This is a genomic window from Afipia broomeae ATCC 49717, from assembly GCF_000314675.2.
GTDB classification, from domain to species: Bacteria; Pseudomonadota; Alphaproteobacteria; order Rhizobiales; family Xanthobacteraceae; genus Afipia; species Afipia broomeae.
Genome location: NZ_KB375282.1, coordinates 1729007 through 1754408 on the forward strand (window position 1 = coordinate 1729007; position 25402 = coordinate 1754408).

Sequence of the window (25402 nt, forward strand, 5' to 3'; positions counted from 1 at the left end):
TGCGTCATGCTGGACTTGCGAACCGAAACCGCACTGGAATTATAATTTCTAGTGTCCCTTTGAATCCGAAGTTCGCTATGAGACGCGCTGATAAATGATGCAAACTTCGGATTCGGGACACGAGTACTGAATCGCATAACCGTCGCAGGACGGGACTAAACAGCACCGGCGCAAGCCGGGGCAAAGAGAATATCGGGAGCGGGTATGGCGTCGACGTTGTCTGAAGAACTTCGCCTCGCGGCGTTGGCGTATCATCGACTTCCGAAGCCCGGCAAACTCGAGATTCAGGCGACCAAGCCGCTGGCCAACCAGCGCGACCTCGCGCTGGCCTATTCGCCGGGCGTGGCTGCGGCGTGCGAAGCCATTGCCGCCGATCCCCATGAGGCGGCGACACTGACAACCCGCTCCAATCTTGTCGCCGTCGTCAGCAACGGCACCGCCGTGCTCGGCCTCGGCAACATCGGTCCGCTGGCGTCCAAGCCGGTGATGGAGGGCAAGGCCGTCCTGTTCAAGAAGTTTGCCGGCATCGATGTGTTCGACATCGAGATCGCCGCCGACACCATCGCGCGCGTGGTGGAGACGGTGGCCGCGCTGGAGCCGACCTTCGGCGGCATCAACCTCGAAGACATCAAGGGGCCGGAGTGCTTCGAGATCGAGGAGCAGCTCAAGGCGCGGATGAAGATTCCCGTCTTTCACGACGATCAGCACGGCACGGCCATCATCGTCTGCGCAGCAGTCCGCAATGCGCTGCTGATCAACGGCAAGAAGCTGGAAGACTGCAAGATTGTGGCGTCGGGCGCGGGCGCCGCTGCGATCGCCTGTCTCAATCTGCTGGTGTCGCTTGGCGCGCAGCGCAAGAACATCTGGGTCTGCGATATCGACGGTCTTGTCTATGAAGGCCGCAATACGCTGATGGACAAGTGGAAGGCCGTCTACGCGCAGAAGACCGACAAGCGTACGCTGGGCGATGTGATCGGCGGCGCGGACATTTTCCTTGGCGTGTCAGCCGGCGGCGTCCTCAAGCCCGAGATGGTCAAGGCCATGGCCGACCAGCCTCTGGTGATGGCGCTCGCCAATCCGAATCCCGAGATCATGCCGGATGAGGCGCGCAAGGCGCGGCCCGATGCGATGATCTGCACCGGCCGCTCGGACTTCCCGAACCAGGTCAACAACGTCCTGTGCTTCCCCTTCATCTTCCGCGGCGCGCTCGATGTCGGCGCCACGGCGATCAACGAGGCGATGAAGGTTGCCGCGGTGGATGCACTGGCGCAGCTCGCGCGCGATCCGCCGTCCGATGTGGTGGTGCGTTTCGACGGCGGTGAGACGCAGGGCTTCGGTCCCGGCTCGCTGATCCCGTCGCCGTTCGATCCCCGGCTGATCCTGCGCGTGGCACCGGCGGTGGCGAAGGCCGCCATGGAGTCCGGCGTGGCGACGCGGCCCATTACCGACTTTGACGCCTATACCAGCCAGCTCGACCGTTTCGCATTCCGCTCGGGTCTGGTCATGAAGCCGGTGTTCGCGAAGGCCAAGACGCAGCCGGTGCGCGTGATCTACGCCGAGGGCGAGGACGAGCGCGTGCTGCGCGCGGTGCAGGTGGTGCTTGAGGAAAAGCTGGCGCGTCCGATCCTGGTCGGCCGTCCGTCCGTGGTCGCCGCGCGCATCAAGCGGTTTGGCCTCTCGATCAATCCCGGCAGCGATTTCGACCTGATCAATCCCGAGGACGATCCGCGCTACCGTTCCTATGTCCAGAGCTACATCGATCTGGCCGGACGGCACGGCATCACGCCGGAAGCGGCGCGGACGCTGGTGCGCACCAATGCCACCGTGATCGCGGCGTTGGCGGTCGCGCGGGGCGAGGCCGACGCCATGCTGTGCGGCGTCGATGGCCGGTACATGAGCCATCTGCGGCGCATTCGCGAAATCATCGGCGTGACGCCGGGACTCGCGGACTATTCGGCACTGGCGCTCGTCATCACCAGCAAGGGCTCGTATTTCATCGCCGATACCCAGATCCGCCCCAATCCGACGGCGGAAGAACTGGCGGAAATGGCGGCGCTTGCCGCTGTGCATGTGCAACGCTTCGGGATCAAGCCCAAGGTCGCGTTCCTGTCGCATTCGGATTTCGGAAGCTACGATTCCGCGTCTGCACAGAAAATGCGGCGCGCCACCGAGATCCTTGTGAACGATCATCCGGAGATTGAGGCCGACGGCGAAATGCACGGCGATTCTGCGCTGACCGAGCTGTCTCGCAAGCTCGTGCTGCCACATTCGCGGCTCGAAGGGTCGGCAAACATCCTGATCATGCCGAACCTCGATGCGGCCAACATCGCCTACCAGATGATCAAGATCCTCGCCGACGCACTTCCGGTCGGACCGATCCTGATCGGACCGACGCGTCCGGCGCACATCCTGACGCCGTCGGTGACGGCGCGCGGGATTCTCAACATGACGGCGGTCGCGGCGGTCGAGGCGCAGGAGCGGGCGGGGCGGCAGCAGCCAACGCTGTTCGGCTGACAGGAACTCCTGTATAGTCTGTTCAGGGATTTTTGCGGGGCCGCCAAATGCCAGCCATCGTTACTGTCGGACGTGTTCTGTTCGTCGTTCTGTTTGTGTTTTCCGGCGCCTCCAAGCTGTTCGATATCGCCTCGACGACCCAGGCGATCACCGAGAAGGTCGTCCTTCCGGCGATGCTGACACAGTACACGGCCCAGCTTGAGGGCATCACAGGGATGCCGACCGCGCAGATGCTGGCGATCCTGGCGGGCGCGCTGGAAGTTGTCGGCGGACTGTTAATCGCACTGAACTTCGGCACGCGGACCTTTGCCTGGCTGCTGGTGCTGTTCGTCGCGGTGACGACGTTCTATTTCCACAATTTCTGGGACATGACCGGCGCGGATCGCATCAACAACATGATCCACGCGCTGAAGAACCTGTCGCTGATCGGCGGCCTCCTGGTGATCGCGGGCTATCCGCGTCCGGTGGCCATGGAAGACAGCGGCCGCTACACCGGCGTCTAGCTTCGCCGCCACGCCGTCACATCGACGCCTTGCGCGGCATCGAGAACGCGGGTCTCTGCTGGCTTGAGACCATGAGCGGCGAGAATATCCTGCGGTGAGCGCGCCGGCACGCCGGGGAAGCCGCCGGTGCCGCCCGGAATTTTCAAACGGTGCGCCTGCGACAGCCAGAATGTGTCGTAGCGATCCATGAACATCTCGAACACACCGGGACCGCCGATGATCGCCGCTGTTCCGCTGGTGACGCCGGCATGACGGCAGGCTTCCTCGAAGGACGCCCCTGCGGGATTCCACAAGGTTGCTTTGGGATTTGATGGATCGGGGGCGAGGGCGGCGACGCTGCGCGTCAGGATGATGCGCGTACGCTGCGGCGAATGCGGCTGGTCCTCGAAAGAGTATTTGCCGTGAACGATCAGGTCGGCCGCGTCCAGCGCAGTGTCAAAGAACTTCTGATCGGCGTCGAACTTCAGCGAAGCAGGCATGACGCCGTGCACATCGGCGAGCATGCCGTCGGCGGAAACGATCACATAGCCTTCAATGCGCATGCGTGCGGTTTAGCCATTTCCCGGACAACCGCAAGTGGGCATTTTCCGTTACTCGGAAATGGTCTGCACCACGCTGTTAAGCGGACGCGAACTTACCGTCGGCAGCTTCAGTCCCTTGACGACTTCCTCGTCGTATTGCGCGATGGTCTGCATCGGGGCCTTGGCCTTGACCTGAACCACCTTGTAGCCGCCCGCCTTCAGCCGCTTCATCAGTTCAGGCAGGGCTTCTGCGGTGTGCTTCTGGAAATCGTGCATCAGCACGATGCCTTTGCCGAACTTGTCGAGCTTCGTCATGACGGTGTCGACGATCTTCTGCGCCGTGCTGGCCTTGAAGTCGAACGAGTCGAGATCGCATGACCAGATCGAGATGTTGCGCTCGCCGAGATACGTCACCATCGCGGGCGGGTGCTGAAGCGCGGGGAAACGGAACAGCGGCGACGGTGCGGCGCCGAGTGCCCATTTGACGGCGCTGAAGCCTTTCTCGATCTCTTCCTTCTGCTGCGCCTCGGTCAGCTTCTTGTTGTTGAGATTGGCATGCGACCAGGTGTGCGCGCCGATGGTGTGGCCCTCGGCCGCGACGTGCTTGAGAATTTCGGGATAGTAGGTCGCGTGCTTGCCGATCGGGAAGAAGATCGCCTTGGTGCATTCGTCGGCGAGCGTCTTGAGGACCGACGGCGTGTTGACCGGCCATGGTCCGTCATCGAACGTCAGCACCACTTCCTTATCGCGCAAAAAGTCGAGCTGCTTGAAATGCTCGAAGCCGAAGCCGGGTCCGCCGGTGGTGTCGATCTGCACCACGCGCGAGACGCCGATGGCATTCGGGTTGGCGCAGTTGGCTTTTGCGGCAGCCGGAGCAGGTGCCGGGGCCGGTGCGGCCGTTGCCGCAGGGGCGGGTGCGGGAGCCGGAACGACCGCCGGAGCAGGAGGTGGGGTGGTGCGCTGCGGGATAAGGGCCTGCGACCAGACGCTGGTGAATGCGCAGACCGAGATGGCGCTGGCGGCGAAAAATGTTGCCTTGATACGCATGTTAGTACCCCTGAACGCAAAATCCCCGCGTCCGGTCCGCCGGACGCCGCCGTAGTCCCCGGTCATCAGCCTAATCCTGCATCGGCAAACGCGCCAACCGATTTTCAACAGGAGCGTTGGCAGGGTTAATCGAGGCGGGCGCGGGTTCCGTCAGGCGGTCAGCGCGCGGGCCACGGCGGTGACCACGCGCGTATCGGTGGGCTCGATGCGCGAGGAAAATGCCTCGGCGATATGGCCGTCCCGACCAACGAGGTATTTGTGGAAATTCCAGCTCGGAAGATCCGCAGGCCGCTCGGCCGCCGCCCATTTGTAGAAGGGATGGGCGTTCGGCCCTTTCACGCTCGTTTTGACCGTGATCGGGAAGCTGACATGATAGGTTTGCTCGGCGGTGTGCGCGATGTCGCTGGCGCCGCCCGGCTCCTGCGCGCCGAAGTCGTTGGACGGCACGCCGATGATCATCAGGCCGCGCTCGCGAAACTGCGTCCACAATTCCTGCAAGCCGGCATATTGCGGCGTGTAACCGCAGAGCGAGGCGGTGTTCACCACCAGCACCGGTTTGCCGGCGAAGTCGGCAAGGCGGATGTCGCCGCCCTTCAGGCCCTGGAAGGAAAAGCCGTAGGCGGTCATGCGGCTCATGGCCGCCTGTGCGAACACTGATCGCGCCGTGAGCGGGAGCGCTGCGCCTGCCGCAATGGCTGTTATCACACGTCGGCGGTCGATCATGATGCGCTCCCTGAGGGTTATTCACTCAAGATAACGGATTGCCGCCGCCCGGAGTTTCAACAACCCGTGACGATCCTCAAGGACGCTTCGGCGGCTTGTCGCACCATGGCATCGGCAGCAGCGGTTCGTAATACTCGTTCCATTCGCAGATGTATTCGGGACCGCTGCGCTTCAGGACGTGTTTGACCGGCTCGGCCTGGCTGACGGCGACGTGAGCGACAATCAGCGCCACGCCGATCGGATAGGCCCATTTGCTGAACCGCAGATCGCTCAATTTCTCCAGCAGCAAAGCGCCGGCGATGATGATGAGCGGGTCGGTCAGGATGAAGTATTCCGCCTTGAGATTGCGCCGTACGCCGAGTGCATCGATGCCGATGGCGGAGAGCAGCAGAACAGCCGCCTGAATTGCGGTCTGCCGCTCGCCCCTGAGCCACGCATAGACGATGCCGGGGAAAACGAGCCAGGTGAGGAATACGGTGGGACGCGGCGACGTGAACAGCACGAACGTGTAGCGCTGGAGCACGGATTTGACGCCGTCGAACAGCAGGGCGACCGCAGCCCAGATCTTTCCCCCTTCGGTGGCCGATGTGGCCGGTGCATCCGCGAACACCAGCATCTTCTCGATCGGATTGATCACCGCAACGGCGTTCTGCGGGTCATACTCCAGATAGAGCGCGAGCAGTCCGAGCGATGCACCGGCGGTCACCGCGAATACTGACGCCAGCGTCTCGGCAGCGCTGACGCGCCATAGCGCAGCGAATGCGATCATGCCGACGCCGATCCAGCCGAGCAGGGCGATCTGATAGATGCCGAACCTGCCGGCGATCAGAGCGTGAAGCTGGGCGATGTCGATCGATTCAGGCTCCAGCCCCGCAGCGATCAGCGGCCATGCAAGGGCGAGCATCACGCCAGCGGCAATGGCCGAGAGCAGAACTGCGAGCCATGCCGACGAACCGCGCCAGAACGGCGCGCTGGCGCTGTCCGCGCTGCCAAAGGGAAGCATGATGACGGGCAGCGCTGCGATCAGCAGGATGATCTGGACCTTGTTCTCCATCCCTAGCACGCACAGCGCGGCGGCACCGGCGAGCGCGAGCGGGCGCCAGTTGCCGGCGCGGCGGCTGACGGCGATCAGCAGCATCAATGCCAGTGTGAAAAGGCACGCCGCGATCAGTTCGCTGCGAAGAATCCGCATGTGAACCGCAATGCCGCCGGAGAATGCGAACGCGAACGTCGCGAGCAGTGCGATCCGCCAGTCGCGGAAGATGCAGCGGGCGAGTGCCGCGAAGCCGATGACGAAGATGGTTGCGGTCAGCCACGCCACGATGCGGCCGGCGCGAACGGCTTGCGTCATCGCGGCATCGAAGGCGGGGACGTTCAGGGCCGATGGGATCGACGACAGTTTCCATGCGTCGAGCAGTCCCAGCGAGTGCATCACCTGAAACCACCACTTCACCGAAAGGATGGTGAAGTATGACGGATGATCGAAGAACGCCTGTGGCTTGCCATCGTTCATGACCAGCGCGTTGTAGACGATCATGAAATCCATGTCGGCGTTGCGCCAGTAGATGACGAAATAGCCGGCGAGGAAAAATGATGCAGCGAGGAGCGCCAGGATGAACGCCAGTCCGCCGTTCCAGCCGAATGGTGTCAGCCGTGCGAGCGCGTCGCTGCGCGGATCATTGGGGGATGGCGAGGCGGAGGTCTGACTATCGGGTGAGGCTGTCATGATCGGCGCGTTCTAGCTTAACGCCCGGCCGAAAGCCAACCGGCCAGATCGGGATCGCCAGCTACCGCAACTGGACGATGAAATCCGTGCCCCGTCCTGTCTCGTCGCCAAGGCCGCGATCCGACACGGTGATCGATCCGCCAGGCGCCAGCGCGGAGGCGATCCGGGTCATGGTCTCTTCGGGGATGGACAGGCGGTCGAGCGCCTCGGTTGGCGATGACGGCGGAGCGGGGGCTGCGATGGCCGCAACCGGCTCACCGCGCCTGCGCCGCGGAGCCTCTTCCGCGACACGTGCGGGGGATGGCAGCGAGACCACCGACCAGCGCAGCGCCTCGGCGTCGTCCTTGTCGGCGCGAACCGTGAAGACGTGCGTGCCGAGCGGGCGGTTCGATGCGGCGATCGTCACCGGCGTTTCGAACCACGGTTCGAAATTCTGCCGCACGTAAATCTTGTTTTCCTTGGCGCTGACGAAGACGGCGACATGCCCGGTGCGCGGCTTGACCGGCCCGATGAACTCGGCAGAGCCTTCGGACGCGACCGCAACCGGCGCCGGTGCCGCGCCGGTATCAGTCACGCGAGTCTGATCCTTGTCGGTCTTCGGGGCCTCGGATTTTTTGTCGGCAGGCGTTGCATCGGGAGACTTGTCGCCGGCTGCCTTGTCGTCGGAAGCACCGGCGTTGCCGTCGGTTTTCGCGGCATCGTCCTTGGCCGCTGCGCCGTCTTTCGGTGCGTTCGGCGACGGAGGATTGGCATTCTCCTTAGGCCCGTCCTTGGCCGCTTCGGGCTCCGGCGTAACGCCGCCACGGCCTGCATCCCAGGAACCGCCGCCGCGGCTGGCATCCCATGCCTGCGCAACGACGCTGTCGGCGTCGCTCTTTTGCGGGAGTGCGCCGCTGGCGTCAGCCGTGCGAACGGGCGCGTCTTCGGAAATCGATGTCAGCCGCAATTGCGGCTTGTCGTGGGACGCCGCGTCGACAATGGACGACCGGTCTGATTTCGGCGTCGTCTCGGTGTGCCTCTCCGGCACCGCCGCTGCAGCGACGGGTTTTGTGCCCTGCTTGCGAGCGATCAGCAGCGGATGGGAAAAATCAGCCGGTGAGACTTCACCGGGCGTAATGATTACGCGTGCGCCCATGCGGGTCCAGCCCCACATCCGCATCGCGAAATTCATCGGCATGCGGATGCAGCCGTGCGAGGCCGGATAGCCGGGCAGAACGCCTGCATGCATCGCCACGCCTGACCACGTGATGCGCTGCATGTAAGGCATCGGCGCGCCGCTGTAGATGTTCGAGCGGTGATACTTGTTCTTCTGGATGACGCTGAACACGCCCATCGGAGTCGAATGGCCGCGCATGCCGGTCGAGACCGGCGATTCCGCGAACAGGCCGTTCTGGTCGTAGAGCTTCAAGGTCTGCCGATCGATCGAGATCGCAACCACGATCGGGCCGACCGGCTTTGCGGTGTCCTTCGGGGCATCGGGCAATTTCGGTTTGGCGCGGGCAACGCGCGGACGGCGCGGCTCCAGGTGATGCTGCGGTTCCGGGTAGTAAGTGGCGCCGGGGTCCATCGGCCAGTAGACCTGGGCATCGGCAGGCAGCACAAATCCGGCGGTGAGCGCCGTGGCGAGCCATGCGGTTCGCAGCCCTATGGACCGGAGCGGCCTGGAACTGATGTCATTGCCAGGAAAAGGGGAGGTTATGCCGAGCGTTTTCCGCTGGTCGCCTGAAGCTGGTAGCCTATTCCCGTACACGCGAAATTCCTCAATTGATTCCAGTATTAGTGTCGCCAACTGGCTGAATGTTCATCGCCGCCCGGCCTCGATACCGCATTCTGCGTGATTCACGGTGCCGAAAAGCTAGCCTTTGAGCCTTCAAAAGCGCTTAACGGCGGGTTGTCCCCGGTCACAATTCCGTGCCTTCCAACGAAGCCCGACCCACCCCACATGAGGGGTCCCGGCGGGACAGCCGTCCAGCCGTTCTGAAGACCCTTTTCTTGGAGCCTCCCGATGCCCTTCCGACCGACCCGACTGACAGCCGCCGCGCTGTTGGCCGCCGCCTTTGCGTGGCTGGCCATAACGCCACTGGCCGCGGCCGACGAGCCGGATCTGATCTTCCGGCGCTCGACCGTATTCAAGCTACTGAGCCCGGATGACAAACTTGCAACGTACGGCGTCGATGACCCGGTGGTTGACGGCGTGGCCTGCCATTTCACCGTGCCGGAGAAGGGCGGCTACAAGGGCTGGCTGGGCCTCGCCGAGCAGGTCTCCGACATCTCGCTGGCCTGCCGCCAGATCGGGCCGATCCGCTTCAAGTCCAAGGCGCCGCAGGGCGAGGACATGTTCCGCCAGCGCCGCTCGCTGTTCTTCAAGAAGATGCAGATCGTGCGCGGCTGCGATCCCAAGCGGAACGTGCTGGTCTACATGGTCTATTCCGACAAGCTGATCGACGGTTCGCCGAAGAACTCGACGTCCTCCGTGCCGATCATGCCCTGGGGCAGCAACGACACCATCCAGAAATGCGGTGACTTCATTTCGGGGTAGACGCGTTTTGCGACGCAGCTTGCCTTTGCCTTTCGGTTGATCGACGCTTGAAGCAGCGACAACGAAAATCAAAAGGGCGGACACCATGCGTCTTGAAAACAAGGTTGCACTGGTCACAGGTGGCGCATCGGGTTTTGGCGCGGCCATCGCGCGTCATTTTGTCGATGAAGGCGCGAAGGTCGTCATCGTCGATCTGAACGGTGAGGGCGCGGCGCGCGTTGCCGCGAATACCGGCGGGGCTGTCTCGTTGGCAGGCGATGTGTCGAAGCGGGACGACATCGACAGGGCCGTCGCGACCGCCGTCGAGACATTCGGACGGCTCGACATCGTGGTGAACAACGCGGGCTGGTCGTTCCGCAACAAGCCGATCATGGATGTGACGGAAGACGAATTCGACCGCGTATTCGCCGTCAACGTCAAATCGATCTTTCACATGACCAACGCGACGGTGCCGCTGATGCGCAAGCAGGGCGGCGGCTGCATCATCAATATCGGCTCGACCGGCGGCATCCGGCCGCGTCCGGGCCTGACCTGGTATAACGGCTCGAAGGGCGCGGTGAACCTGCTGTCGAGCGCGATGGCGGTGGAGCTTGCGCCGGACAAGATTCGCGTCAACTGCGTCGCGCCGGTGATGGGCGAAACCGCGCTGCTCGAAAGCTTCATGGGCGTGCCGGACACGCCGGAGAACCGCGCGAAGTTCATCGCGACGATTCCGCTCGGCCGCATGTCGCAGCCTGACGATATTGCCAAGGCGTGCGTCTATCTCGCGTCGGACGACGCCGGCTTTATTACCGGCGTGGTGCTGCCGGTGGATGGCGGCAGGACGATTTAGCGCTTGCCCTTGCGATCGACGCATTTCTTGGAGCGCTCGACGCCCGCTGCGGTCAGTCGCATGCCGCTGACTTCCTTGATCTGCCCTGCGGGGCACGAGCCGTCGTCGACATAGATCTTCTGACCGAGCCGGAGTTCGGTGATGTCGGTTTCACGTCCGACAATGTCAGCGCGCGCGGCGGCGATCAGCGCCACCGAGGCAATCGCTGCAAGCAACAGCGCGCGCGGGAAGGATGTCGCGGTCATTCGCGTCTCACTTGTTCTGAATCTTCAGCCCGTCGGGGCCGACGTTGATCTGCAGGCCCTGCGGCTTCTTGTTGTCCTGATAGACCTTGTAGCCGAGCACGGCGACCGCAATGACGAGAGCTCCGACGACGGCGTAGAGGATATTGCGATTGTCCATGTGGTCTCTCCAATGTGTCAATGCGAAACGGTCGATGAAAACAGATTGATGGTGCCGACGCCGGCGATGATCAGCGCGAGGCCGATCACGGCAGGCATGTCCAGCTTCTGGCCGAACCAGACAAGACCAACGAGTGTGATGAGCACGATGCCAAGGCCGGACCAGATCGCATAGGCGATCCCGACCGGCATGGTCCGCAGGACCAGCGACAGGAAATAGAACGAGGCCGCGTAGCCGATCGCTGTCAGGATCAGCGGCTTCGGCTTGGTGAATTGCTCCGACGCCTGCAGCGCGGAGGTTCCGATCACCTCAAGAATGATCGCGATGATGAGGTAGACGAAGGTCATGCCTCATCGTAGTCGGGCGGCCGTGATTCTGGTAGGCGCGGATGCCCCCGCGAACTTACAGCGGCGTTTAGTGCTTCGCGACAGTGTCCCGGACTTCAGTGCAGCACGCCGGGCATTCATAGATGAAGTCGACTCTCGCCAGGTCCCAGTGAGGATGCACCTCCCTGATTTCCATGGGAAGGCTCTGGCAGCTTGGACACACGGTCATGGCCGCGTGAAATATCTGCTGGTTGCGGTGATGCTGTGCATAGGCTGGCATGATTGCTCTCCTTGTATTTTGGGAGCTCATTTTCATCGCCGGCGATTAAGTCATCGATTGTCGCCGATGATGCGCCATCCTATCGCGCAAGCTCTAAACACCTCATCAACTCTTGCGAACGCACAAAGAACATCCGCACAAACTCGGCGTGTGTGACCGAATCTACACAGTTTGTGCCTTGGTTCGGTCATATTGTGACTGGGCTTTTGCGACATCGCCCATGTGCTGCTCCGCCCAGATGCGCAAGCCGTCAACGGTGTCGCTCAATGTGCGCCCCAGGGGCGTGATCGAATATTCTACTGTCACCGGAACGGTCGGCGTCACCTTGCGCTTCACGAGACCGTCACGCTCCAGTCCCTTCAGAGTCTGCGACGCCATTTTCTGCGTGAGGCCGCCGATCTCGCGGCGCAGTTCGTTGAAGCGCCACGGCCTGCGCGACAGCAGGATCAGCAACAATACGGTCCACTTGTCGGCGATACGGTCAAGCACCAGTCGGGTCGGGCAATCCTGCGCGTAGGGATTCGTCGGCCAGTTTCCGCGCTGAGCCTTGTTTCCACGTGCAGGTTTGGCGGGTGGTTTCTCAAAGGGGACCATGTCTCGGAAAGGTGCCTTCTTCACAGCGGCGTCGCGAGCGGGCATCTGATGTCCATTCGTTAGTTGGTATCCATTAGATACCACATCGCACAAGGGACGCAAATCATGAAAATCGCTTTGATCGGCGCGACCGGCCAGGCCGGCACGCCCATTCTCAAGGAACTCACCAGCCGCGGCCATCAGGTCACGGCCATCGTCCGCAATCCCGAGAAGGTGCAGGCGCAGGCGAACGTCACGCCGAAGAAGGGCAACGTCTTCGACAGGGATGGGCTCGCCGCGCTGCTTAAAGGGCACGACGTGGTCATCAGCGCCGTGCACTTCACGGCAAGCGACCCGCAGAAGCTGATCGACGCGGCGAAGGCCTCGGGCGCGAAGCGCTATCTGGTGGTCGGCGGTGCCGGCAGCCTCGAGGTCGCGCCCGGCGTCGCGCTGGTGACGACTCCGGAGTTTCCGGCTGCCTACAAGGCGGAGGCTTTCAAGGGCGGCGAGTTCCTCGCATTGCTGCGCAAGGAGAAAGACCTCGACTGGACGTTTCTCTCGCCGTCAGCACTGTTTTTCGACGGTCCTCGTACCGGCACATTCCGCCTCGGCAAGGATCAGCTTCTGACCACGGAGAAGGGCAGCAGCATCTCGTTCGCGGACTATGCAATCGCGCTCGCGGATGAAGTCGAGAAGCCCGCGCATTCAAGGCAGCGGTTCACGGTAGGGTATTGATCCTTGCAGGTCATCCTTCGGCCGCCGCAACAGGCGTGGCGGCCGAATGATTGAGGACATGCGGACTCTTTGCAGAATGACTGGCCGCAGACTTTTGGAGCGGTGCGTTACGGCCGTGCACTGGTTGCTTTTGGAGAACTGGCTGGCCCTCCGATGAGTTGTACGGCAATCCAGCAGACCAAACCCGCGAGCGGTATGGGTGCGAGCGGCGCGAAGACCAGAAGACCAAGCGCAGAGTCGGGATTAAGAAAGCTGGGATATGAACCGAACCAGAGCGGCATGCTGAGCACGGCCTGAACGATGCCGATGCCCTGGCCCGCATCGAAGACGTTGGACACCATATCGGGAGCCAGGAAGAACAGCGGCACGTTGAGTAAAGACATCACGGCTGCGGAAAGCCACATCGCGGACCGGGCCGACCGAAAGTTCGGCGCCAGCCGGCAAGTCACGTACAACGCAACAAACCCCCAGTTCATGACCGCGAAATCAAGGGGGAGCTGGAAAATGAATGATGAAAATCGATATCCGGATGGTCCGGCCTGCAACAGACCGGATTTGTAGCCGAGATAGAGAATTGTGGCGATTGCGCTCGGGCCGATTGAAACCGTCACGAACGCGATCAGAGGAACTTGAGTCCAGGCAAGCGACCGGCCGTTTGCAGAGATCGCGTGTCGTCCCTTGTAGCATGCGAGCAGTATCGCCAGCAGCAGCAAGGCGAGGGCGGCATACTTAAATCGGTCGGACATCATGAGCATTGTGTCACGCTTGTCTTGAGCAGGATGGCTGGAGCGGGTCGCCCCGTTCGTCCCCCATCTGTAGCGGCAGCTACGGAGAAATCATTGGTCGTTACTTCGCCGGCCGAGGTTCAACCGGCAGCCCGCACCCTCTGGGATGCTTACATGCGAGGTTATCGCATCCCTTCCAGCCGTCCCCTAAAGTTGGTTACACTCGTGCCAGTAATCCGTGCGGAAGACGCGGGCACGAAGGGACGAAACGATGGACGCCAAGACAACCTCGAACGAGGTCCAGCGCCGCATTCTCGATGCGGTGGACGAGGCCTTCGACCGGCAGATCGAGACGACGAAACAGTTCTCCGCCATTCCTTCGACACGCGGTGCGGAAGGTCCGTGTCAGGACATGATGCATGACCTGTTGCGTGCACGCGGCTACGAGGTCGACGACTGGCGTATCAATGTCGATGACCTGAAGGACCTGCGCGGCTTCGGTCCGATCGAGCACGATTTCTCCCGCGCGCGCAGCGTGGTCGGCACCTATCGTCCCGCGCGTGAGGCGGGCCGTTCGCTGATCCTGCAGGGTCACTGCGATGTGGTGCCCGCCGGGCCGCTCGACATGTGGGACACGCCGCCGTTCTCGCCGACCGTCAGGGACGGCTGGCTCTATGGCCGCGGCGCGGGCGATATGAAGTCCGGCACCATCGCCGCGCTCTACGCACTCGATGCGCTGCGCGCGGCAGGTCTCAAACCAACGGCGCGGATCCATTTTCAGTCCGTGATCGAGGAGGAGAGCACCGGCGTTGGCGCGCTCTCAACCGTGCAGCGTGGCTATCGCGCGGACTGCTGTTTCATTCCCGAGCCGACGGACGGCAGGCTGGTGCGCTCGCAGGTCGGGGTGATCTGGTTTCGCCTCAAGGTGCGCGGCAAGCCGGCGCACGTCTACGAGGCGGGCATCGGCGCGAACGCCATCAAGGCGGCGTACCATCTGCTTCAGGCGCTTGAAGCGCTGGAAGAGGACTGGAACAGGCGCGCCGCCAGCGACAGGCATTTCAAGGTCGTGAAGCATCCGATCACGCTCAATCCCGGCATCATCAAGGGCGGCGACTGGGCGTCCTCGGTGCCGGCATGGTGCGACGTCGATTGTCGGATTGCGGTGCTGCCCGGCTGGTCGATCGCGGACCATCAGGCCGAGATCGTCGCCTGTGTCGAAGCCGCCGCATCGCGGCATCCGTTCCTGGCCAAGAACCCGCCGGTGGTGGAGTGGTCCGGCTTCCTGTCCGAAGGCTATGAACTGACAGGCGCGGATGAACCCGAAGCCGTGCTGCGTTCGGTCTGTGAGACGGTCTATGGCGGACCGATGAAGGATCTGGCTTTCACGGCGCTGACCGATACGCGCTTCTATGGTCTCAACGCCGGTATCCCGAGCCTGTGCTTCGGCGCCAATGCCGAGGCGATGCACGGCTTCAACGAACGGGTCGAAATCGAATCGGTGCGCAAGACCACGCGGGCGATTGCGCTGTTCGTGGCCGGCTGGTGCGGCGTGGAGGCCGCGTGATCCGGGGCCGTGTGATGATGTTCATCAGTTACTTTAAGTCGCTCTCCGGCCCGGAAGCGGCTTCACTTTTTACATTAACAACAGGAGCGGCAGCGTGACCCTGCTTGAGATGATCCAGTCGCGGCCCATGCCGTTCGCCGCCCTGATGGGCGTGACATTCGTCGAGGCCGCCAGGGACAAGGTAGTCGCGACCATGGTGGTGCGCGAGGACCTCTGTACGCTGGGGCATTCGATCCATGGCGGCGCGGTGATGGCCTTCGCGGACTCCGTCGGGGCTGCCGCCACCATCATCAACCTGCCGCCCGACGCCAAGGGCACCACGACCATCGAGAGCAAGACCAACTTCACGGGGGCTGCCAAAGCGGGGTCGACCGTCAGGGCGACCACCACCCCGATCCATCTCGGGCGGCGCACCCATGTCTGGCAGACCCGGATTGAAACCGAGGAGGGGCGGTTGGTCGCCATCGTCACCCAGACCCAGATGATCTTGTGATAAATTGGCCCCGCCCGGCGAAATATTGATCCAAAACCCGCGAAATCAGCCGCCGGAACCTTCCGAACAAGCGACTGTGAGTTTCGCGGCGTTGCGCAATCGCGGCAGATTCAGGTAGATCAGCCCCTGACTGAAAGCGTGAAGACAACAGGTCTTTCCCGCAGGGGCAACGTCGCGCCTGCCGACCGAGAAAACATAAGATGAATGCGCTTGTCCGGATTGCCCTGAGCCGACCCTATACTTTCGTCGTGCTCGCGGTCCTGCTGCTGATCGTCGGGCCGCTGGCGGCCCTGCGCACGCCGACTGACATCTTCCCCGAAATCCGCATCCCTGTGATTGGTGTGGTGTGGCAGTACACCGGCCTGCCGCCTGACCAGATGTCCGGCCGCATCGTGACGCCGTTCCAGCGCGCGCTGACCACGACGGTCAACGACATCGAGCACATCACGGCGAACTCGTACAACACTTACGGCGTCATCAAGATCTTCTTCCAGCCGAACGTCGACATCCGCACGGCGAATGCGCAGGTCACCGCGATCGCGCAGACCATGCTGAGGCAATTGCCCGCCGGTTCGACGCCGCCGCTGATCCTGAACTACAGCGCCTCGACGGTGCCGATCATCCAGCTTGCGCTCGGCGGCGAGGGGCTGACCGAACAGAACATGTTCGACATCGCCACCAACCAGTTGCGCACGCCTCTTGTCACCGTGCCCGGCGCGGCGATCCCGTGGCCGTTCGGCGGCAAGCAGCGCCAGATCCAGCTCGACATCAATCCGACCGCGATGCAGGCGCTCGGCCTGTCCGGACAGGACGTCGCCAACGCGCTCGCCGCGCAGAACCTGATTACGCCGGTCGGCACCCAGAAGATCGGCAACTTCGAATACAACATCCAGCTCAACAACGCGCCGCGCAAGATCGAGGAGCTCGGCAACCTGCCGATCAAGGTCGTCAACGGCGCGACGGTCTATATCCGCGATGTGGCGCAGGTGCGCGACGGCAACCCGCCGCAGACCAACATCGTTCATGTCGACGGCACGCGATCGGTGCTGATGATGGTGCTGAAGGCGGGCGCGACGTCGACGCTGGATATCATCTCCGGCATCAAGCAGAAGATCATCGACACCAAGGACCAGTTGCCGGAGCAGTTGCGCGTCAATCTGCTTGGCGACCAGTCGATCTTCGTGCGCGGCGCCATCGCCGGTGTCGCCTTCGAGGGCGTGCTGGCGGCGGCGCTGACCAGCATCATGATCCTGCTGTTCCTCGGAAGCTGGCGCTCGACCCTCATCATCGCGATCTCGATCCCGCTCTCGGTGTTCGGGGCGATCATCTGTCTGTCGGCGGTCGGCGAGACGCTCAACATCATGACGCTCGGCGGCCTCGCGCTCGCGGTCGGTATTCTGGTCGACGACGCCACCGTGACCATCGAGAACATCAACTACCATCTCGAACACGGGATGGAGGTCGAGCCCGCCATCCTCGAGGGCGCGCGCCAGATCGCGACGCCTGCCTTCGTCACGCTGCTCTGTATCTGCATCGTGTTCGTGCCGATGTTCTTCCTGACCGGCGTGTCGCGCTTCCTGTTCGTACCGATGGCGCTCTCGGTGATGTTCGCGATGACCTGGTCGTTCATCCTGTCGCGCACGCTGGTGCCGACGATGGCGAAGTATCTGCTGCATCCGCACCCGCATGACGAGAACGGCAATCCGCTGCCTCCGCCGGAAAGCCGCAATCCGCTGGTGCTGTTCCAGCGCGCATTCGAAAAGCGTTTCGAACGGGTGAGGGACGTCTATCACGGCCTGCTGCATATGGCGCTCGGCCATCGCAAGGTGTTCGTTATCGGCTTCCTCGGCTTCGTCGGGGTCTCGTTCCTGCTGGTGCCGTTCCTCGGCCGCAACTTCTTCCCGTCGGTCGATACCGGGCAGATCCTGATCCACGTCCGCACCCAGATCGGGACGCGGGTCGAAGAAACAGCCAACAAGCTTGCCGATATCCAGAAGGTGATCCGGCAGGTCATTCCGTCCGACAAGATCGAGACCATGGCCGACAACATCGGCATGCCGATCTCGGGCATCAACCTGACCTACAACAACACCGGCGTGATCGGCCCGCAGGACGGCGACATCCAGATCAAACTCAAGGAAGATCACAAGCCGACCGAGGAATATGTGCGCGAGCTGCGCGAAAAGCTGCCGCGCGAATTCCCCGGCGTCTCGTTCGCGTTCCTTCCCGCCGACATCGTCAGCCAGATCCTGAACTTCGGCTCTCCGGCGCCGATCGACATTCAGGTGCGCGGCGCGAATACGGTTGAGAATTTCAGGTACGCCAATGACCTTCTGCGGCGGATCAAGCTGATTCCGGGTGTCGCCGATGCGCGCATCCAGCAGTCGCCGAACAATCCGAGCTTCGACGTCAATGTGGACCGCACCCGCGCACAGTATGTCGGTCTGACCGCGCGCGACGTGACCAACAGCATGGTGGTGAACCTCGCCGGCAGCTCGCAGGTTGCGCCGACGTTCTTTCTCGATCCGAACAACGGCGTATCCTATTCGATTGTGATGCAGACGCCGCAGTACCAGATCGACTCGCTGAACAAGCTGGAGGCGCTGCCGATTTCCTCCGCCGGAATTGCGACGGCGCCGATGCTGGGCGGCATCGCCGACATCAAGCGCTCCTCCTCGAGCGCGGTGGTCTCGCAGTATGACATCCAGACCATGGTGCAGATCTTCGCCACGCCGCAGGGCCGCGACCTGGGCGCCGTTGCAGCGGACATCAACAAGGTGATCGCGGAAACCGCCAAGGATCTTCCGCGCGGCAGCCGCGTGGTCTTGCTGGGGCAGGTGGAGACGATGAACAGCGCCTTCGCCGGCCTGCTGTTCGGCCTGCTCGGCGCGATCGTGCTGATCTACCTTCTGATCGTGGTCAACTTCCAGTCGTGGTCCGATCCGTTTGTGATCGTCTCGGCGCTGCCCGCCGCGCTTGCGGGCATCGTGTGGATGCTGTTCGCGACCCATACAACGCTGTCGGTTCCGGCGCTGACCGGCGCGATCATGTGCATGGGCGTGGCGACGGCGAACTCGGTGCTGGTGATCGCTTTCGCCCGCGAGCGCTTTGACCAGCTCGGCGATCCGGTCGCGGCCGCGCTCGACGCCGGTTTCGTCCGGTTCCGCCCCGTGCTGATGACGGCGCTTGCCATGATCATCGGCATGACCCCGATGGCTCTGGGAATGGGCGAGGGCGGCGAGCAGAATGCGCCGCTCGGCCGCGCCGTGATCGGCGGCCTGATTTTCGCAACGACCGCCACATTGCTGTTCGTACCGGTGGTGTTCAGTATGGTTCACAAGAAGAAGCAACAGCCCGCGACATCCGCGACGGCGCCGGAGATGGTTCATGCAACCTGACAAGACCTCGTCAGTCTCGCCACGCAAGCTGAGGCTCTATGGCACCGTCGCCATCGGCGTGCTTGCAGCCGTTGTTGTCAGCGGGATCATCACCCGCTCGAAGGGCGACGCCAACCTCAAGGAATGGACCGACGCGCAGGCGATCCCGTCGGTCGCGGTCGCGCTGCCGGGCACCAAGCCGCTCAACGCGACGCTCGACCTGCCGGGACGTCTGGAGGCCTATTCGCGTGCGCCGATCTACGCGCGCGTCAGCGGCTATCTCAAGAGCTGGAGCGCCGATATCGGCGCTCAGGTCGCGGCCGGACAGAAGCTTGCCGAAATCGAAGCGCCGGACCTCGACCAGCAACTTTTGCAGGCTCGCGCGGACCTCGCGAATTCGCAGGCGGCGGCCAAGCTGTCCGCTGCCACGCTCGCGCGCCGCAAGACGCTGCTGGCGTCGAACTTCGTCTCGCAGCAGGAAATCGATGAGCGTTCGGCCGATCTCGCCAGCAAGGAAGCGCAGGTCAACGCGATGAGCGCGAACGTGCAGCGGCTCGAGGCGCTGGCGAGCTACAAGAATGTCACCGCGCCGTTCGATGGCGTGGTTACCGAACGCAACACCGACGTCGGTGCACTGATCAACGGCGGCACCGGCTCGGGTGCGGCGATGTTCGTGGTGTCCGACGTCAAGAAGCTGCGCCTCTATGTGAACGTGCCGCAGAACTATCTGCCCGGCATCAGGATGGGCGCGAAAGCGGTCGTCACGGTGCCGGAATATGCGGGCCGCACCTTCCCGGCGACCATCGAGGCGTCGTCGCAGTCGGTGGATGTTTCGTCCGGCACGACCCGCATGCAGCTTGCGATCGAGAACCCGAAGGGCGAATTGCGTCCCGGCGCCTTCGCCAACGTCAAGCTGGCGCTGTCCAGCGATGCGCAGCCGCTGAGCATTCCGGCGAGCGCACTGGTCTTCAACAACAGCGGATTGCGCGTGGCCACGGTGACCGCCGGCGACAAGGTGCTGTTCAAGACCGTGACCATCGCACGCGACCTCGGCCGCGAGATCGAGATCGCCAGCGGACTGTCGCCCGATGACCGGATCATCATCACTCCGCTCGACGGTATTGCGGACGGCGATCAGGTCCGCATCGCGGGAGCCGGCAAGGACGGCACGCCGCGGACCAGTTCCAACTCCACCACCAAGACCGAGTAGCTCGCCTTCCTTTGGATGAGCCTGGTTCCAGGGACCGCTCTGGATTGCGTGAGCTTTTTGTCGCGGTTCACCTGTCCGGAAAACCTCTACGGTGAACCGTGGTGAATCTCATGCAATCACTTCTGGAAGCAGCGGGCAGTTTCAGGCTCGGCCCTCATCTGGTCGCGCTGACCATAGCTTACGTGCTGGCGCTGCCGATCGGCTGGAATAGGGAAAAGGAAGAGCGGAGTGCCGGCCTGCGGACCTTCCCGCTGGTTGCGCTGGCGACCTGCGGCATCGTGCAGGCCACCGAGCACATTCTCGCAGGTCACCCCGAAGGCACGGCACGGATCATCGAGGGCCTGATGACCGGCATGGGCTTCATCGGCGGCGGCGCGATCCTCAAGACCGAGAATACGGTGCGGGGCACGGCGACAGCCGCCAGCCTCTGGGCCACGGGCGCCACCGGCGCGGCGGTAGGGCTCGGCGCCTACGACGTCGCCGTGGTCATTTCACTGTTCACGTTCCTTACGCTCTGGCTGCTGGCCCCCTTGAAGCAGGAAGCCAAGAGGTAAAAATCCGGCACGGGGTAAGCGCGCCGAATTGCTTTGGTTGGAGCGGGCTACCGGCCCACCTTACCCGGGTAGCCGGGATTGGACGTGCTGTCGCCGGGGAGGCCGCTCGGCGACGCGCCGGTCCCGATTTTCCCGGGCGTCGATGTGTTCGGCACGCCAGGCTGGTTGACCCCGGTGTTGCTGCCGGTGGTCCCCGGTGACGGAGCCGTTGCTGCAGGTGGTGGAGTTGCCGGTGAGACGCCAGGCGAACCCGCACCCGAGCCGCCCGGCGAGGAGGGCGGAGCAACCTGAGCGGACGCCGCAATCGTCGAGGCCGCAAGCGAGGCGGCGATGATCGTTGTCAGAAGCAATTTACGTCGCATTAGAACCTCCGTTGCTACTGGAGGCTCAACACATCGTGCGGCACACCGTTCCGGTCCGGCCGCGTGATGCCTGCCGGAAGACCATGCCGAGAAAATAATCATCGTGCTGCTGTTCGCGTCTTGGAACCTTCACCGAAAAAGCGCATTGTGATGTCTGCCGTCCCAGAGATGAGTGTCATGCGTACCGTTGTTGCTCTCGCACTTCTTTGCACCGTCTCCGCGCCGTGCCTGGCGCAGGAATTGTCACCCAACTTCCTGAAAAAAGAACCTTATTTCCTCTCGCCGTGGTCCGTCGTCTATGTCGACAACGGGAGCTGCGGTGTAGGCAAGGTTATGAAGGTCACGGGTGCCCTCGGTGCGCTCCGGCGCAAGAAGGCTTGCGTCCCGATGGGACGCGAACAGGCCTCGCGCGCCGTCGCGATCCCCTGATCCTCTGGCTAACTGCGTTTTTTCCATAGCTCGACCAGCGGGCCGCGCGATCCGTAGACCGGATCGGTGTCCGGCAGCGCGACTTCCGGAATGCTCTGGACTGCAAGGCGATAGTTTTCCGGGGTGGGACGCGAGATCTGCATCTGCGGGCCGGGCGGGTAAGCGCCTACCACGACGAAGTCGTCACTCGCCGACAGCCGCTGGTGACCGGTGCCTGCGGGCAGGATCGCAACATCGCCCTTTCTGATCTCAAAATCTTCGCCATGGTCGCCGCCGAAGCGAACCAGCGCCCGGCCGCGCGCGACGCCCAGCACTTCGTGGACCGTCGCATGATAGTGGAGATAGTCGAAAATACCGTTGCGCCAGGTCTGGCCCCAGCCATTGGCGTGGAACGTGTCCTCGATGGCCTGTTCCGGATTACCGTTTTCGAGTGCGATCGCGCTCTTGTAGAGCAGGAACGGCAGCCGGTTGTTCGGGACCGATCCATCATCCGCAAAGACGAAGGATACAGGCTTGATCTTGAACGATGGCGTCGAGGGATCCGAATGATAGGTCACAGTCATGGGGGCCGAATCCATGGTTCCGTCATCAGATGGGGGATTTTGCCGGCGGCGAATGCCTGCGCGGCGGGGTCGCACATACAACACGGCAGCGGCGGCTATGTTCCCGCGGCCTTGCCGCCGGGTCGGCGTCTCAAGGCCAAAAGCAGAGGGCGCCGCGAGATGATCGCGACGCCCTGATGATGTGTCAGATGTCTGATGGCGTTAGCTGCGTCAGTCGGCTTTCAGGACGCTGCCGAACTGGTCCCAGCTCTTGCCGTTCCACTTCTGCAACTGAAGCTGTGTGTAGGCCTGATTGACCGTCTCGCTTGTGTTGACCTTGATTCCCGGCAGCGCGGTCGGCAGCGTCAGATCCTTGATGCTCTTGCTCTGCTTCAGGATGTTTTCGCGCGACAGATCGTTGCCGCTTTGCTTGATCAACTGCTCGAGGATCATGCCCTGCTGGTAGCCAAACATATAGTTCTGGTCAGCGAGGTCGGCTCCGGGGAGATACTTCTGTGCGAAGGCGATGAAGTCCTTCACACCCTGGTCATCCTTCCACTTCGGATCTGTCGGCTCTTTCTGGAAGCCCGCAGTTACTACACCCACCACCTTGTCGAGACCAACAGGCACGAAGGTTGCGCCGATCGAGGCCCCGACGAAGTTGACGACGGTGAGCGGTTTCCAGCCCATCTCGTTCATCTTGCGGAGAGCCTGCGCCGCGAATTTCGGCGTTCCCGCAAACAGGAATGCGTCGGGTGCGCTCGCCTTGAGGTTCACGACCTGTGAATCCACTGTCGGGTCGGCGACTTCATAGGGGATCGCAACGAGCTTGGTTGCGGCCTCGTCCTTGTAGGACGCCTTCATCGCGTTGAGGAAGTCCTTACCGAAGTCGTCGTTCTGATAGAGGATTCCGACCTTCGCGTTCGGCAGCTCCGCGCGGAAGTATTTCGCATAGACCTTGCCTTCGGTGTCGTAGCTCGGCAGCGACGTGGTGGTCAGCGGATACTCTTTGCTGTCCGTAAACTTGGTCGCGCCCGTTGTAATGAAGGCGGAGGGTATTTTCTTGCCGGTCAGATACTTGTTGGTTGCCGAGTTCGACGGAGTACCGAGCTGGCCGAACATGAAAGCGACCTCGTCGCTTTCGATCAGCTTGCGGGTGTGTTCGACCGCCTTCGGCGGGCTGTAGGCGTCGTCATAGGTGATGAGATTGATCTTGCGGCCGTTGATGCCGCCGCGGTCGTTGATCTGGTTGACATAGGCGATCAGCCCCTTACCGGCGTTGCCCAGCGCCGATGCCGGGCCACTGAAGGGGAAGGTCGCTCCGACCTTGATCTCGGTGGCGGTGACGCCAGGGGCGTCCGCCGCGACAGCAGCCGTGGTCAGCGTGAGCGATGCGGCAAGCGCGGCGAATAATATCCTCGACATAGTGGTTCTTTCTCTCCCGTGAGCCGCCCGTCCATCGATGCGGATTATTAGTTCGATTTTAGAACTTGAAATTAGCTTCCGCGAAAAGGGGGTGCAAGTGGAAAAAATCCATTGCTAAAGGAGATTTGTGCGACATAAGCGCCGCGAATGTGGGTCAATACCGGCCTCAGTATCGATTCTGGACTGTCAGGTCGGCTCAAGCGGTGGTCAACCGCCGCGGCGTTCGGCGAATTCGTAGCGGTCGCGGATCATGGTGTTGAAGAAATCGCCCTTCGAAGCAGCCCGGCAGAACTGGAAATAGACCTCGCCGGGAACGCCGAAATAGCTGTAGGACCGTCCGCTCGTGAAAGTGACGTGAAGCTCGCGCGCCGGCGCGTTATAATCGATGCGCGAAATCACGCTTGATGCGACCTGCGGCATGCGGCCCCTCGATGATCCCAGCCTGCCGAATATGGGGTGCGGAACGAACCATACCAACCCGCGAACGTGTCCGAGACGGACCAGTCCGAGAGATGCCTGATGAGCCCGACAACCGTCAAACCGAAAACCACCACCAAGACCAAGGTCAAGCTGGAGCGGCCGCCGCTCTACAAGGTGATCCTGCTCAATGACGACTACACGCCGCGCGAATTCGTCGTCAGCGTGCTGAAAGCAGTTTTCCGCATGGGCGCGGAGACGGCAAGCCGCGTGATGCTCACCGCGCATCAGAAGGGCGCCTGCGTCATCGCGGTCTACACGCGCGATGTGGCCGAGACCAAGGCCAAGGAAGCGACTGAGCTCGGCAAGGCCAAGGGCTATCCGCTGTTCTTCACGACGGAGAAGGAAGAATAGGCGGGGCCGCTTTCATACGGTCAGCCTGCTGAAATCGTAAATCATGGCTGCCAGTCCGGGGCCTCGCCTTGCCTGCGCGCCGCTCCGGACGGTAGCGTGCGGCGATGACATCCGATCCCGCAACGATCCTGCCGCCATTGTTCGCGTGCCTCGAGACGCTCGGCGTTATCGCGCGTCACCTCGATCCCCAGACCTTCGGTGAAGTGATGGAGGCGGCCGGCACGCCGGACGCGGCGTTGCGCGCGGCCTATTCGGACTTCAAGCCGTCCGATGCATCGGACGACGTCGGCAAGCGGCTTGTCGCCGCAAGCGATGAAGCCCTGTCGGCGTTCGCAGAATTGCGTGCGGCGCTGGACGGCGGCGACATCCGCTCCGTATTCAAGGCCCTGCGCCATCTGCCGCGTGCGCAGGAGGCGCTTTATCCGCTGGCCTCGATGATCCCGGCGGTGAACGGCTTCTTTCTCGATTCATCCCTGCGCTCCGACGCCGACGTCCTTGCGCGAAGCATGCAGCCGCCGCGTGAGGGCGTGACCGGCGTGATGCACTTCGACAACGAACCGCGCACGCGCGGCGGCTTCTCGCTCTACGTGCCGGAAACCTACACGCCGGATCGCGCGTGGCCGCTGGTGGTCGCCCTGCACGGCGGCAGCGGACATGGCCGCGGCTTCCTGTGGACCTGGCTGCGCGACGCGCGCAGCTTCGGTGCGATCCTTGTCGCGCCGACATCAGCAGGCAATTCGCTGGGCAGCACGTGGGCGCTGATGGGCGACGACAACGATACGCCGAACCTCGCGCGCATCGTGGAGCAGGTCAGCGCGCAATGGAATATCGATCCCGACCGGCGGCTGCTGACAGGCATGAGCGACGGCGGCACGTTCTGCTATGTCAGCGCGCTCGATAGCGGCTCGCCCTTCACGCATCTCGCGCCGGTGTCCGCGACGTTTCATCCGATGCTGATTTCGATGGCCGACGCGCAGCGCATGCAGGGGCTGCCCATCTATCTGGTCCACGGCGCGCTGGACTGGATGTTTCCGGTCGAGGTGGCGCGGCAGGCGCAGCGTGCGCTGAGCGCGGCGGGCGCGAACGTGACCTATCGCGAGATCGACGATCTCGCCCATACCTATCCGCGCGAGATCAACGCGCCGCTGCTGGACTGGCTGAAGGCATAG

28 protein-coding genes are annotated in these 25402 nt (G+C 62.8%); 13 read left to right on the forward strand and 15 right to left on the reverse strand.

The window, feature by feature from the left end:
• Positions 1-204: 204 nt before the first annotated feature.
• Together HMPREF9695_RS07965 and HMPREF9695_RS07970 are read left to right on the forward strand one after the other, a co-directional pair.
• Entirely contained in the window at positions 205-2514 is a 2310-nt protein-coding gene (locus HMPREF9695_RS07965; RefSeq protein WP_006020319.1) for an NADP-dependent malic enzyme, read from the forward strand.
• 47 nt (positions 2515-2561) lie between these two features.
• Positions 2562-3017, forward strand: a complete 456-nt coding sequence (locus tag HMPREF9695_RS07970) for a DoxX family protein (RefSeq protein WP_006020320.1) — start codon at positions 2562-2564, stop codon at positions 3015-3017.
• On the opposite strand, the gene HMPREF9695_RS07975 is transcribed toward HMPREF9695_RS07970, so the two are convergent.
• The 5 genes from HMPREF9695_RS07975 to HMPREF9695_RS07995 form a co-directional block, all read right to left on the reverse strand.
• Positions 3014-3559 (reverse strand): dihydrofolate reductase family protein, encoded by a 546-nt coding sequence (locus HMPREF9695_RS07975; protein WP_006020321.1) that lies wholly within the window; start codon positions 3557-3559, stop codon positions 3014-3016. The genes HMPREF9695_RS07970 and HMPREF9695_RS07975 overlap by 4 nt on opposite strands.
• Before the next feature lie 48 nt (positions 3560-3607).
• Positions 3608-4585 carry a polysaccharide deacetylase family protein gene (locus tag HMPREF9695_RS07980; protein WP_041711523.1) on the reverse strand — a complete coding sequence of 326 codons (978 nt, stop codon included), beginning with the start codon at positions 4583-4585 and terminating at the stop codon, positions 3608-3610.
• A 150-nt stretch (positions 4586-4735) separates the two neighbouring features.
• Entirely contained in the window at positions 4736-5308 is a 573-nt protein-coding gene (locus HMPREF9695_RS07985; RefSeq protein WP_006020323.1) for a glutathione peroxidase, read from the reverse strand.
• A 76-nt stretch (positions 5309-5384) separates the two neighbouring features.
• Positions 5385-7034: a hypothetical protein gene (locus HMPREF9695_RS07990; protein ID WP_006020324.1), complete on the reverse strand. Its 1650-nt coding sequence runs from the start codon at positions 7032-7034 to the stop codon at positions 5385-5387.
• A gap of 61 nt (positions 7035-7095) precedes the next feature.
• Entirely contained in the window at positions 7096-8784 is a 1689-nt protein-coding gene (locus tag HMPREF9695_RS07995; protein WP_006020325.1) for a L,D-transpeptidase, read from the reverse strand.
• 255 nt (positions 8785-9039) lie between these two features.
• On the opposite strand from HMPREF9695_RS07995, the gene HMPREF9695_RS08000 reads away from it, so the two are divergent.
• Positions 9040-9573, forward strand: coding sequence for a CreA family protein (locus tag HMPREF9695_RS08000; protein WP_006020326.1), 534 nt, complete (start codon positions 9040-9042; stop codon positions 9571-9573).
• A gap of 85 nt (positions 9574-9658) precedes the next feature.
• Positions 9659-10405, forward strand: coding sequence for an SDR family oxidoreductase (locus HMPREF9695_RS08005; protein ID WP_006020327.1), 747 nt, complete (start codon positions 9659-9661; stop codon positions 10403-10405).
• On the opposite strand, the gene HMPREF9695_RS08010 is transcribed toward HMPREF9695_RS08005, so the two are convergent.
• The 5 genes from HMPREF9695_RS08010 to HMPREF9695_RS08025 form a co-directional block, all read right to left on the reverse strand.
• Positions 10402-10650 (reverse strand): DUF6719 family protein, encoded by a 249-nt coding sequence (locus HMPREF9695_RS08010; RefSeq protein WP_006020328.1) that lies wholly within the window; start codon positions 10648-10650, stop codon positions 10402-10404. The genes HMPREF9695_RS08005 and HMPREF9695_RS08010 overlap by 4 nt on opposite strands.
• 7 nt (positions 10651-10657) lie before the next feature.
• Positions 10658-10807 (reverse strand): hypothetical protein, encoded by a 150-nt coding sequence (locus HMPREF9695_RS26600; RefSeq protein ID WP_006020329.1) that lies wholly within the window; start codon positions 10805-10807, stop codon positions 10658-10660.
• A 17-nt stretch (positions 10808-10824) separates the two neighbouring features.
• A complete protein-coding gene (locus HMPREF9695_RS08015) occupies positions 10825-11154 on the reverse strand; it encodes a DMT family transporter (protein WP_006020330.1) in 330 nt (109 codons plus the stop codon).
• 67 nt (positions 11155-11221) lie between these two features.
• On the reverse strand, positions 11222-11413 hold the full coding sequence (locus HMPREF9695_RS08020; protein WP_006020331.1) for a hypothetical protein: 192 nt from the start codon (positions 11411-11413) through the stop codon (positions 11222-11224).
• A gap of 162 nt (positions 11414-11575) precedes the next feature.
• On the reverse strand, positions 11576-11905 hold the full coding sequence (locus HMPREF9695_RS08025; RefSeq protein WP_245258767.1) for a winged helix-turn-helix transcriptional regulator: 330 nt from the start codon (positions 11903-11905) through the stop codon (positions 11576-11578).
• A 207-nt stretch (positions 11906-12112) separates the two neighbouring features.
• Here HMPREF9695_RS08025 and HMPREF9695_RS08030 point away from each other — a divergent pair, with 207 nt between their 5' ends.
• A complete protein-coding gene (locus HMPREF9695_RS08030) occupies positions 12113-12721 on the forward strand; it encodes an NAD(P)-dependent oxidoreductase (RefSeq protein WP_006020333.1) in 609 nt (202 codons plus the stop codon).
• A 107-nt stretch (positions 12722-12828) separates the two neighbouring features.
• Here the strand turns inward: HMPREF9695_RS08030 and HMPREF9695_RS08035 are convergent, their stop codons facing one another.
• Entirely contained in the window at positions 12829-13476 is a 648-nt protein-coding gene (locus tag HMPREF9695_RS08035; protein ID WP_006020334.1) for a hypothetical protein, read from the reverse strand.
• Positions 13477-13717: 241 nt separating this feature from the next.
• On the opposite strand from HMPREF9695_RS08035, the gene HMPREF9695_RS08040 reads away from it, so the two are divergent.
• From HMPREF9695_RS08040 to HMPREF9695_RS08060, 5 genes are all read left to right on the forward strand, one after another.
• Positions 13718-15010 (forward strand): ArgE/DapE family deacylase, encoded by a 1293-nt coding sequence (locus HMPREF9695_RS08040; protein WP_006020335.1) that lies wholly within the window; start codon positions 13718-13720, stop codon positions 15008-15010.
• A gap of 94 nt (positions 15011-15104) precedes the next feature.
• Positions 15105-15503: a PaaI family thioesterase gene (locus HMPREF9695_RS08045; RefSeq protein WP_006020336.1), complete on the forward strand. Its 399-nt coding sequence runs from the start codon at positions 15105-15107 to the stop codon at positions 15501-15503.
• Positions 15504-15703: 200 nt separating this feature from the next.
• Positions 15704-18901 carry an efflux RND transporter permease subunit gene (locus HMPREF9695_RS08050; RefSeq protein ID WP_006020337.1) on the forward strand — a complete coding sequence of 1066 codons (3198 nt, stop codon included), beginning with the start codon at positions 15704-15706 and terminating at the stop codon, positions 18899-18901.
• A complete protein-coding gene (locus HMPREF9695_RS08055; protein ID WP_006020338.1) occupies positions 18891-20090 on the forward strand; it encodes an efflux RND transporter periplasmic adaptor subunit in 1200 nt (399 codons plus the stop codon). Before HMPREF9695_RS08050 ends, HMPREF9695_RS08055 begins: the two co-directional genes overlap by 11 nt.
• Before the next feature lie 110 nt (positions 20091-20200).
• The gene (locus HMPREF9695_RS08060) at positions 20201-20644 is read left to right on the forward strand and encodes an MgtC/SapB family protein (RefSeq protein WP_006020339.1); all 444 of its coding nucleotides are present in this window, start codon (positions 20201-20203) and stop codon (positions 20642-20644) included.
• Between the two features lie 47 nt (positions 20645-20691).
• Here HMPREF9695_RS08060 and HMPREF9695_RS25685 read toward each other — a convergent pair whose 3' ends face one another.
• Positions 20692-21006 (reverse strand): hypothetical protein, encoded by a 315-nt coding sequence (locus HMPREF9695_RS25685; RefSeq protein ID WP_006020340.1) that lies wholly within the window; start codon positions 21004-21006, stop codon positions 20692-20694.
• Positions 21007-21183: 177 nt separating this feature from the next.
• On the opposite strand from HMPREF9695_RS25685, the gene HMPREF9695_RS08070 reads away from it, so the two are divergent.
• Positions 21184-21435 carry a DUF6719 family protein gene (locus HMPREF9695_RS08070; protein ID WP_006020341.1) on the forward strand — a complete coding sequence of 84 codons (252 nt, stop codon included), beginning with the start codon at positions 21184-21186 and terminating at the stop codon, positions 21433-21435.
• An 8-nt stretch (positions 21436-21443) separates the two neighbouring features.
• On the opposite strand, the gene HMPREF9695_RS08075 is transcribed toward HMPREF9695_RS08070, so the two are convergent.
• From HMPREF9695_RS08075 to HMPREF9695_RS08085, 3 genes are all read right to left on the reverse strand, one after another.
• Positions 21444-21998, reverse strand: coding sequence for a cupin domain-containing protein (locus HMPREF9695_RS08075; RefSeq protein WP_006020342.1), 555 nt, complete (start codon positions 21996-21998; stop codon positions 21444-21446).
• A gap of 210 nt (positions 21999-22208) precedes the next feature.
• Complete coding sequence (locus HMPREF9695_RS08080) at positions 22209-23402, reverse strand: ABC transporter substrate-binding protein (RefSeq protein WP_006020343.1); 1194 nt, start codon at positions 23400-23402, stop codon at positions 22209-22211.
• A gap of 207 nt (positions 23403-23609) precedes the next feature.
• On the reverse strand, positions 23610-23822 hold the full coding sequence (locus HMPREF9695_RS08085; RefSeq protein WP_006020344.1) for a KTSC domain-containing protein: 213 nt from the start codon (positions 23820-23822) through the stop codon (positions 23610-23612).
• A 99-nt stretch (positions 23823-23921) separates the two neighbouring features.
• Between HMPREF9695_RS08085 and clpS the strand changes: the two genes are divergently transcribed.
• Positions 23922-24233, forward strand: a complete 312-nt coding sequence (clpS, locus tag HMPREF9695_RS08090) for an ATP-dependent Clp protease adapter ClpS (RefSeq protein ID WP_006020345.1) — start codon at positions 23922-23924, stop codon at positions 24231-24233.
• A gap of 104 nt (positions 24234-24337) precedes the next feature.
• Positions 24338-25402 (forward strand): carboxylesterase family protein, encoded by a 1065-nt coding sequence (locus tag HMPREF9695_RS08095; protein WP_006020346.1) that lies wholly within the window; start codon positions 24338-24340, stop codon positions 25400-25402.

Excerpts from the sequence above, each read along its gene's own strand:
- HMPREF9695_RS07965 (WP_006020319.1), top strand. The coding sequence starts at position 205 with ATGGCGTCGACGTTGTCTGAAGAACTTCGCCTCGCGGCGTTGGCGTAT.
- HMPREF9695_RS07970 (WP_006020320.1), top strand. The coding sequence starts at position 2,562 with ATGCCAGCCATCGTTACTGTCGGACGTGTTCTGTTCGTCGTTCTGTTT.
- HMPREF9695_RS07975 (WP_006020321.1), bottom strand. The coding sequence starts at position 3,559 with ATGCGCATTGAAGGCTATGTGATCGTTTCCGCCGACGGCATGCTCGCC.
- HMPREF9695_RS07980 (WP_041711523.1), bottom strand. The coding sequence starts at position 4,585 with ATGCGTATCAAGGCAACATTTTTCGCCGCCAGCGCCATCTCGGTCTGC.
- HMPREF9695_RS07985 (WP_006020323.1), bottom strand. The coding sequence starts at position 5,308 with ATGATCGACCGCCGACGTGTGATAACAGCCATTGCGGCAGGCGCAGCG.
- HMPREF9695_RS07990 (WP_006020324.1), bottom strand. The coding sequence starts at position 7,034 with ATGACAGCCTCACCCGATAGTCAGACCTCCGCCTCGCCATCCCCCAAT.
- HMPREF9695_RS08000 (WP_006020326.1), top strand. The coding sequence starts at position 9,040 with ATGCCCTTCCGACCGACCCGACTGACAGCCGCCGCGCTGTTGGCCGCC.
- HMPREF9695_RS08005 (WP_006020327.1), top strand. The coding sequence starts at position 9,659 with ATGCGTCTTGAAAACAAGGTTGCACTGGTCACAGGTGGCGCATCGGGT.
- HMPREF9695_RS08010 (WP_006020328.1), bottom strand. The coding sequence starts at position 10,650 with ATGACCGCGACATCCTTCCCGCGCGCGCTGTTGCTTGCAGCGATTGCC.
- HMPREF9695_RS26600 (WP_006020329.1), bottom strand. The coding sequence starts at position 10,807 with ATGGACAATCGCAATATCCTCTACGCCGTCGTCGGAGCTCTCGTCATT.
- HMPREF9695_RS08015 (WP_006020330.1), bottom strand. The coding sequence starts at position 11,154 with ATGACCTTCGTCTACCTCATCATCGCGATCATTCTTGAGGTGATCGGA.
- HMPREF9695_RS08020 (WP_006020331.1), bottom strand. The coding sequence starts at position 11,413 with ATGCCAGCCTATGCACAGCATCACCGCAACCAGCAGATATTTCACGCG.
- HMPREF9695_RS08030 (WP_006020333.1), top strand. The coding sequence starts at position 12,113 with ATGAAAATCGCTTTGATCGGCGCGACCGGCCAGGCCGGCACGCCCATT.
- HMPREF9695_RS08035 (WP_006020334.1), bottom strand. The coding sequence starts at position 13,476 with ATGCTCATGATGTCCGACCGATTTAAGTATGCCGCCCTCGCCTTGCTG.
- HMPREF9695_RS08040 (WP_006020335.1), top strand. The coding sequence starts at position 13,718 with ATGGACGCCAAGACAACCTCGAACGAGGTCCAGCGCCGCATTCTCGAT.
- HMPREF9695_RS08050 (WP_006020337.1), top strand. The coding sequence starts at position 15,704 with ATGAATGCGCTTGTCCGGATTGCCCTGAGCCGACCCTATACTTTCGTC.
- HMPREF9695_RS08055 (WP_006020338.1), top strand. The coding sequence starts at position 18,891 with ATGCAACCTGACAAGACCTCGTCAGTCTCGCCACGCAAGCTGAGGCTC.
- HMPREF9695_RS08060 (WP_006020339.1), top strand. The coding sequence starts at position 20,201 with ATGCAATCACTTCTGGAAGCAGCGGGCAGTTTCAGGCTCGGCCCTCAT.
- HMPREF9695_RS25685 (WP_006020340.1), bottom strand. The coding sequence starts at position 21,006 with ATGCGACGTAAATTGCTTCTGACAACGATCATCGCCGCCTCGCTTGCG.
- HMPREF9695_RS08070 (WP_006020341.1), top strand. The coding sequence starts at position 21,184 with ATGCGTACCGTTGTTGCTCTCGCACTTCTTTGCACCGTCTCCGCGCCG.
- HMPREF9695_RS08075 (WP_006020342.1), bottom strand. The coding sequence starts at position 21,998 with ATGACTGTGACCTATCATTCGGATCCCTCGACGCCATCGTTCAAGATC.
- HMPREF9695_RS08080 (WP_006020343.1), bottom strand. The coding sequence starts at position 23,402 with ATGTCGAGGATATTATTCGCCGCGCTTGCCGCATCGCTCACGCTGACC.
- HMPREF9695_RS08085 (WP_006020344.1), bottom strand. The coding sequence starts at position 23,822 with ATGCCGCAGGTCGCATCAAGCGTGATTTCGCGCATCGATTATAACGCG.
- clpS (WP_006020345.1), top strand. The coding sequence starts at position 23,922 with ATGAGCCCGACAACCGTCAAACCGAAAACCACCACCAAGACCAAGGTC.
- HMPREF9695_RS08095 (WP_006020346.1), top strand. The coding sequence starts at position 24,338 with ATGACATCCGATCCCGCAACGATCCTGCCGCCATTGTTCGCGTGCCTC.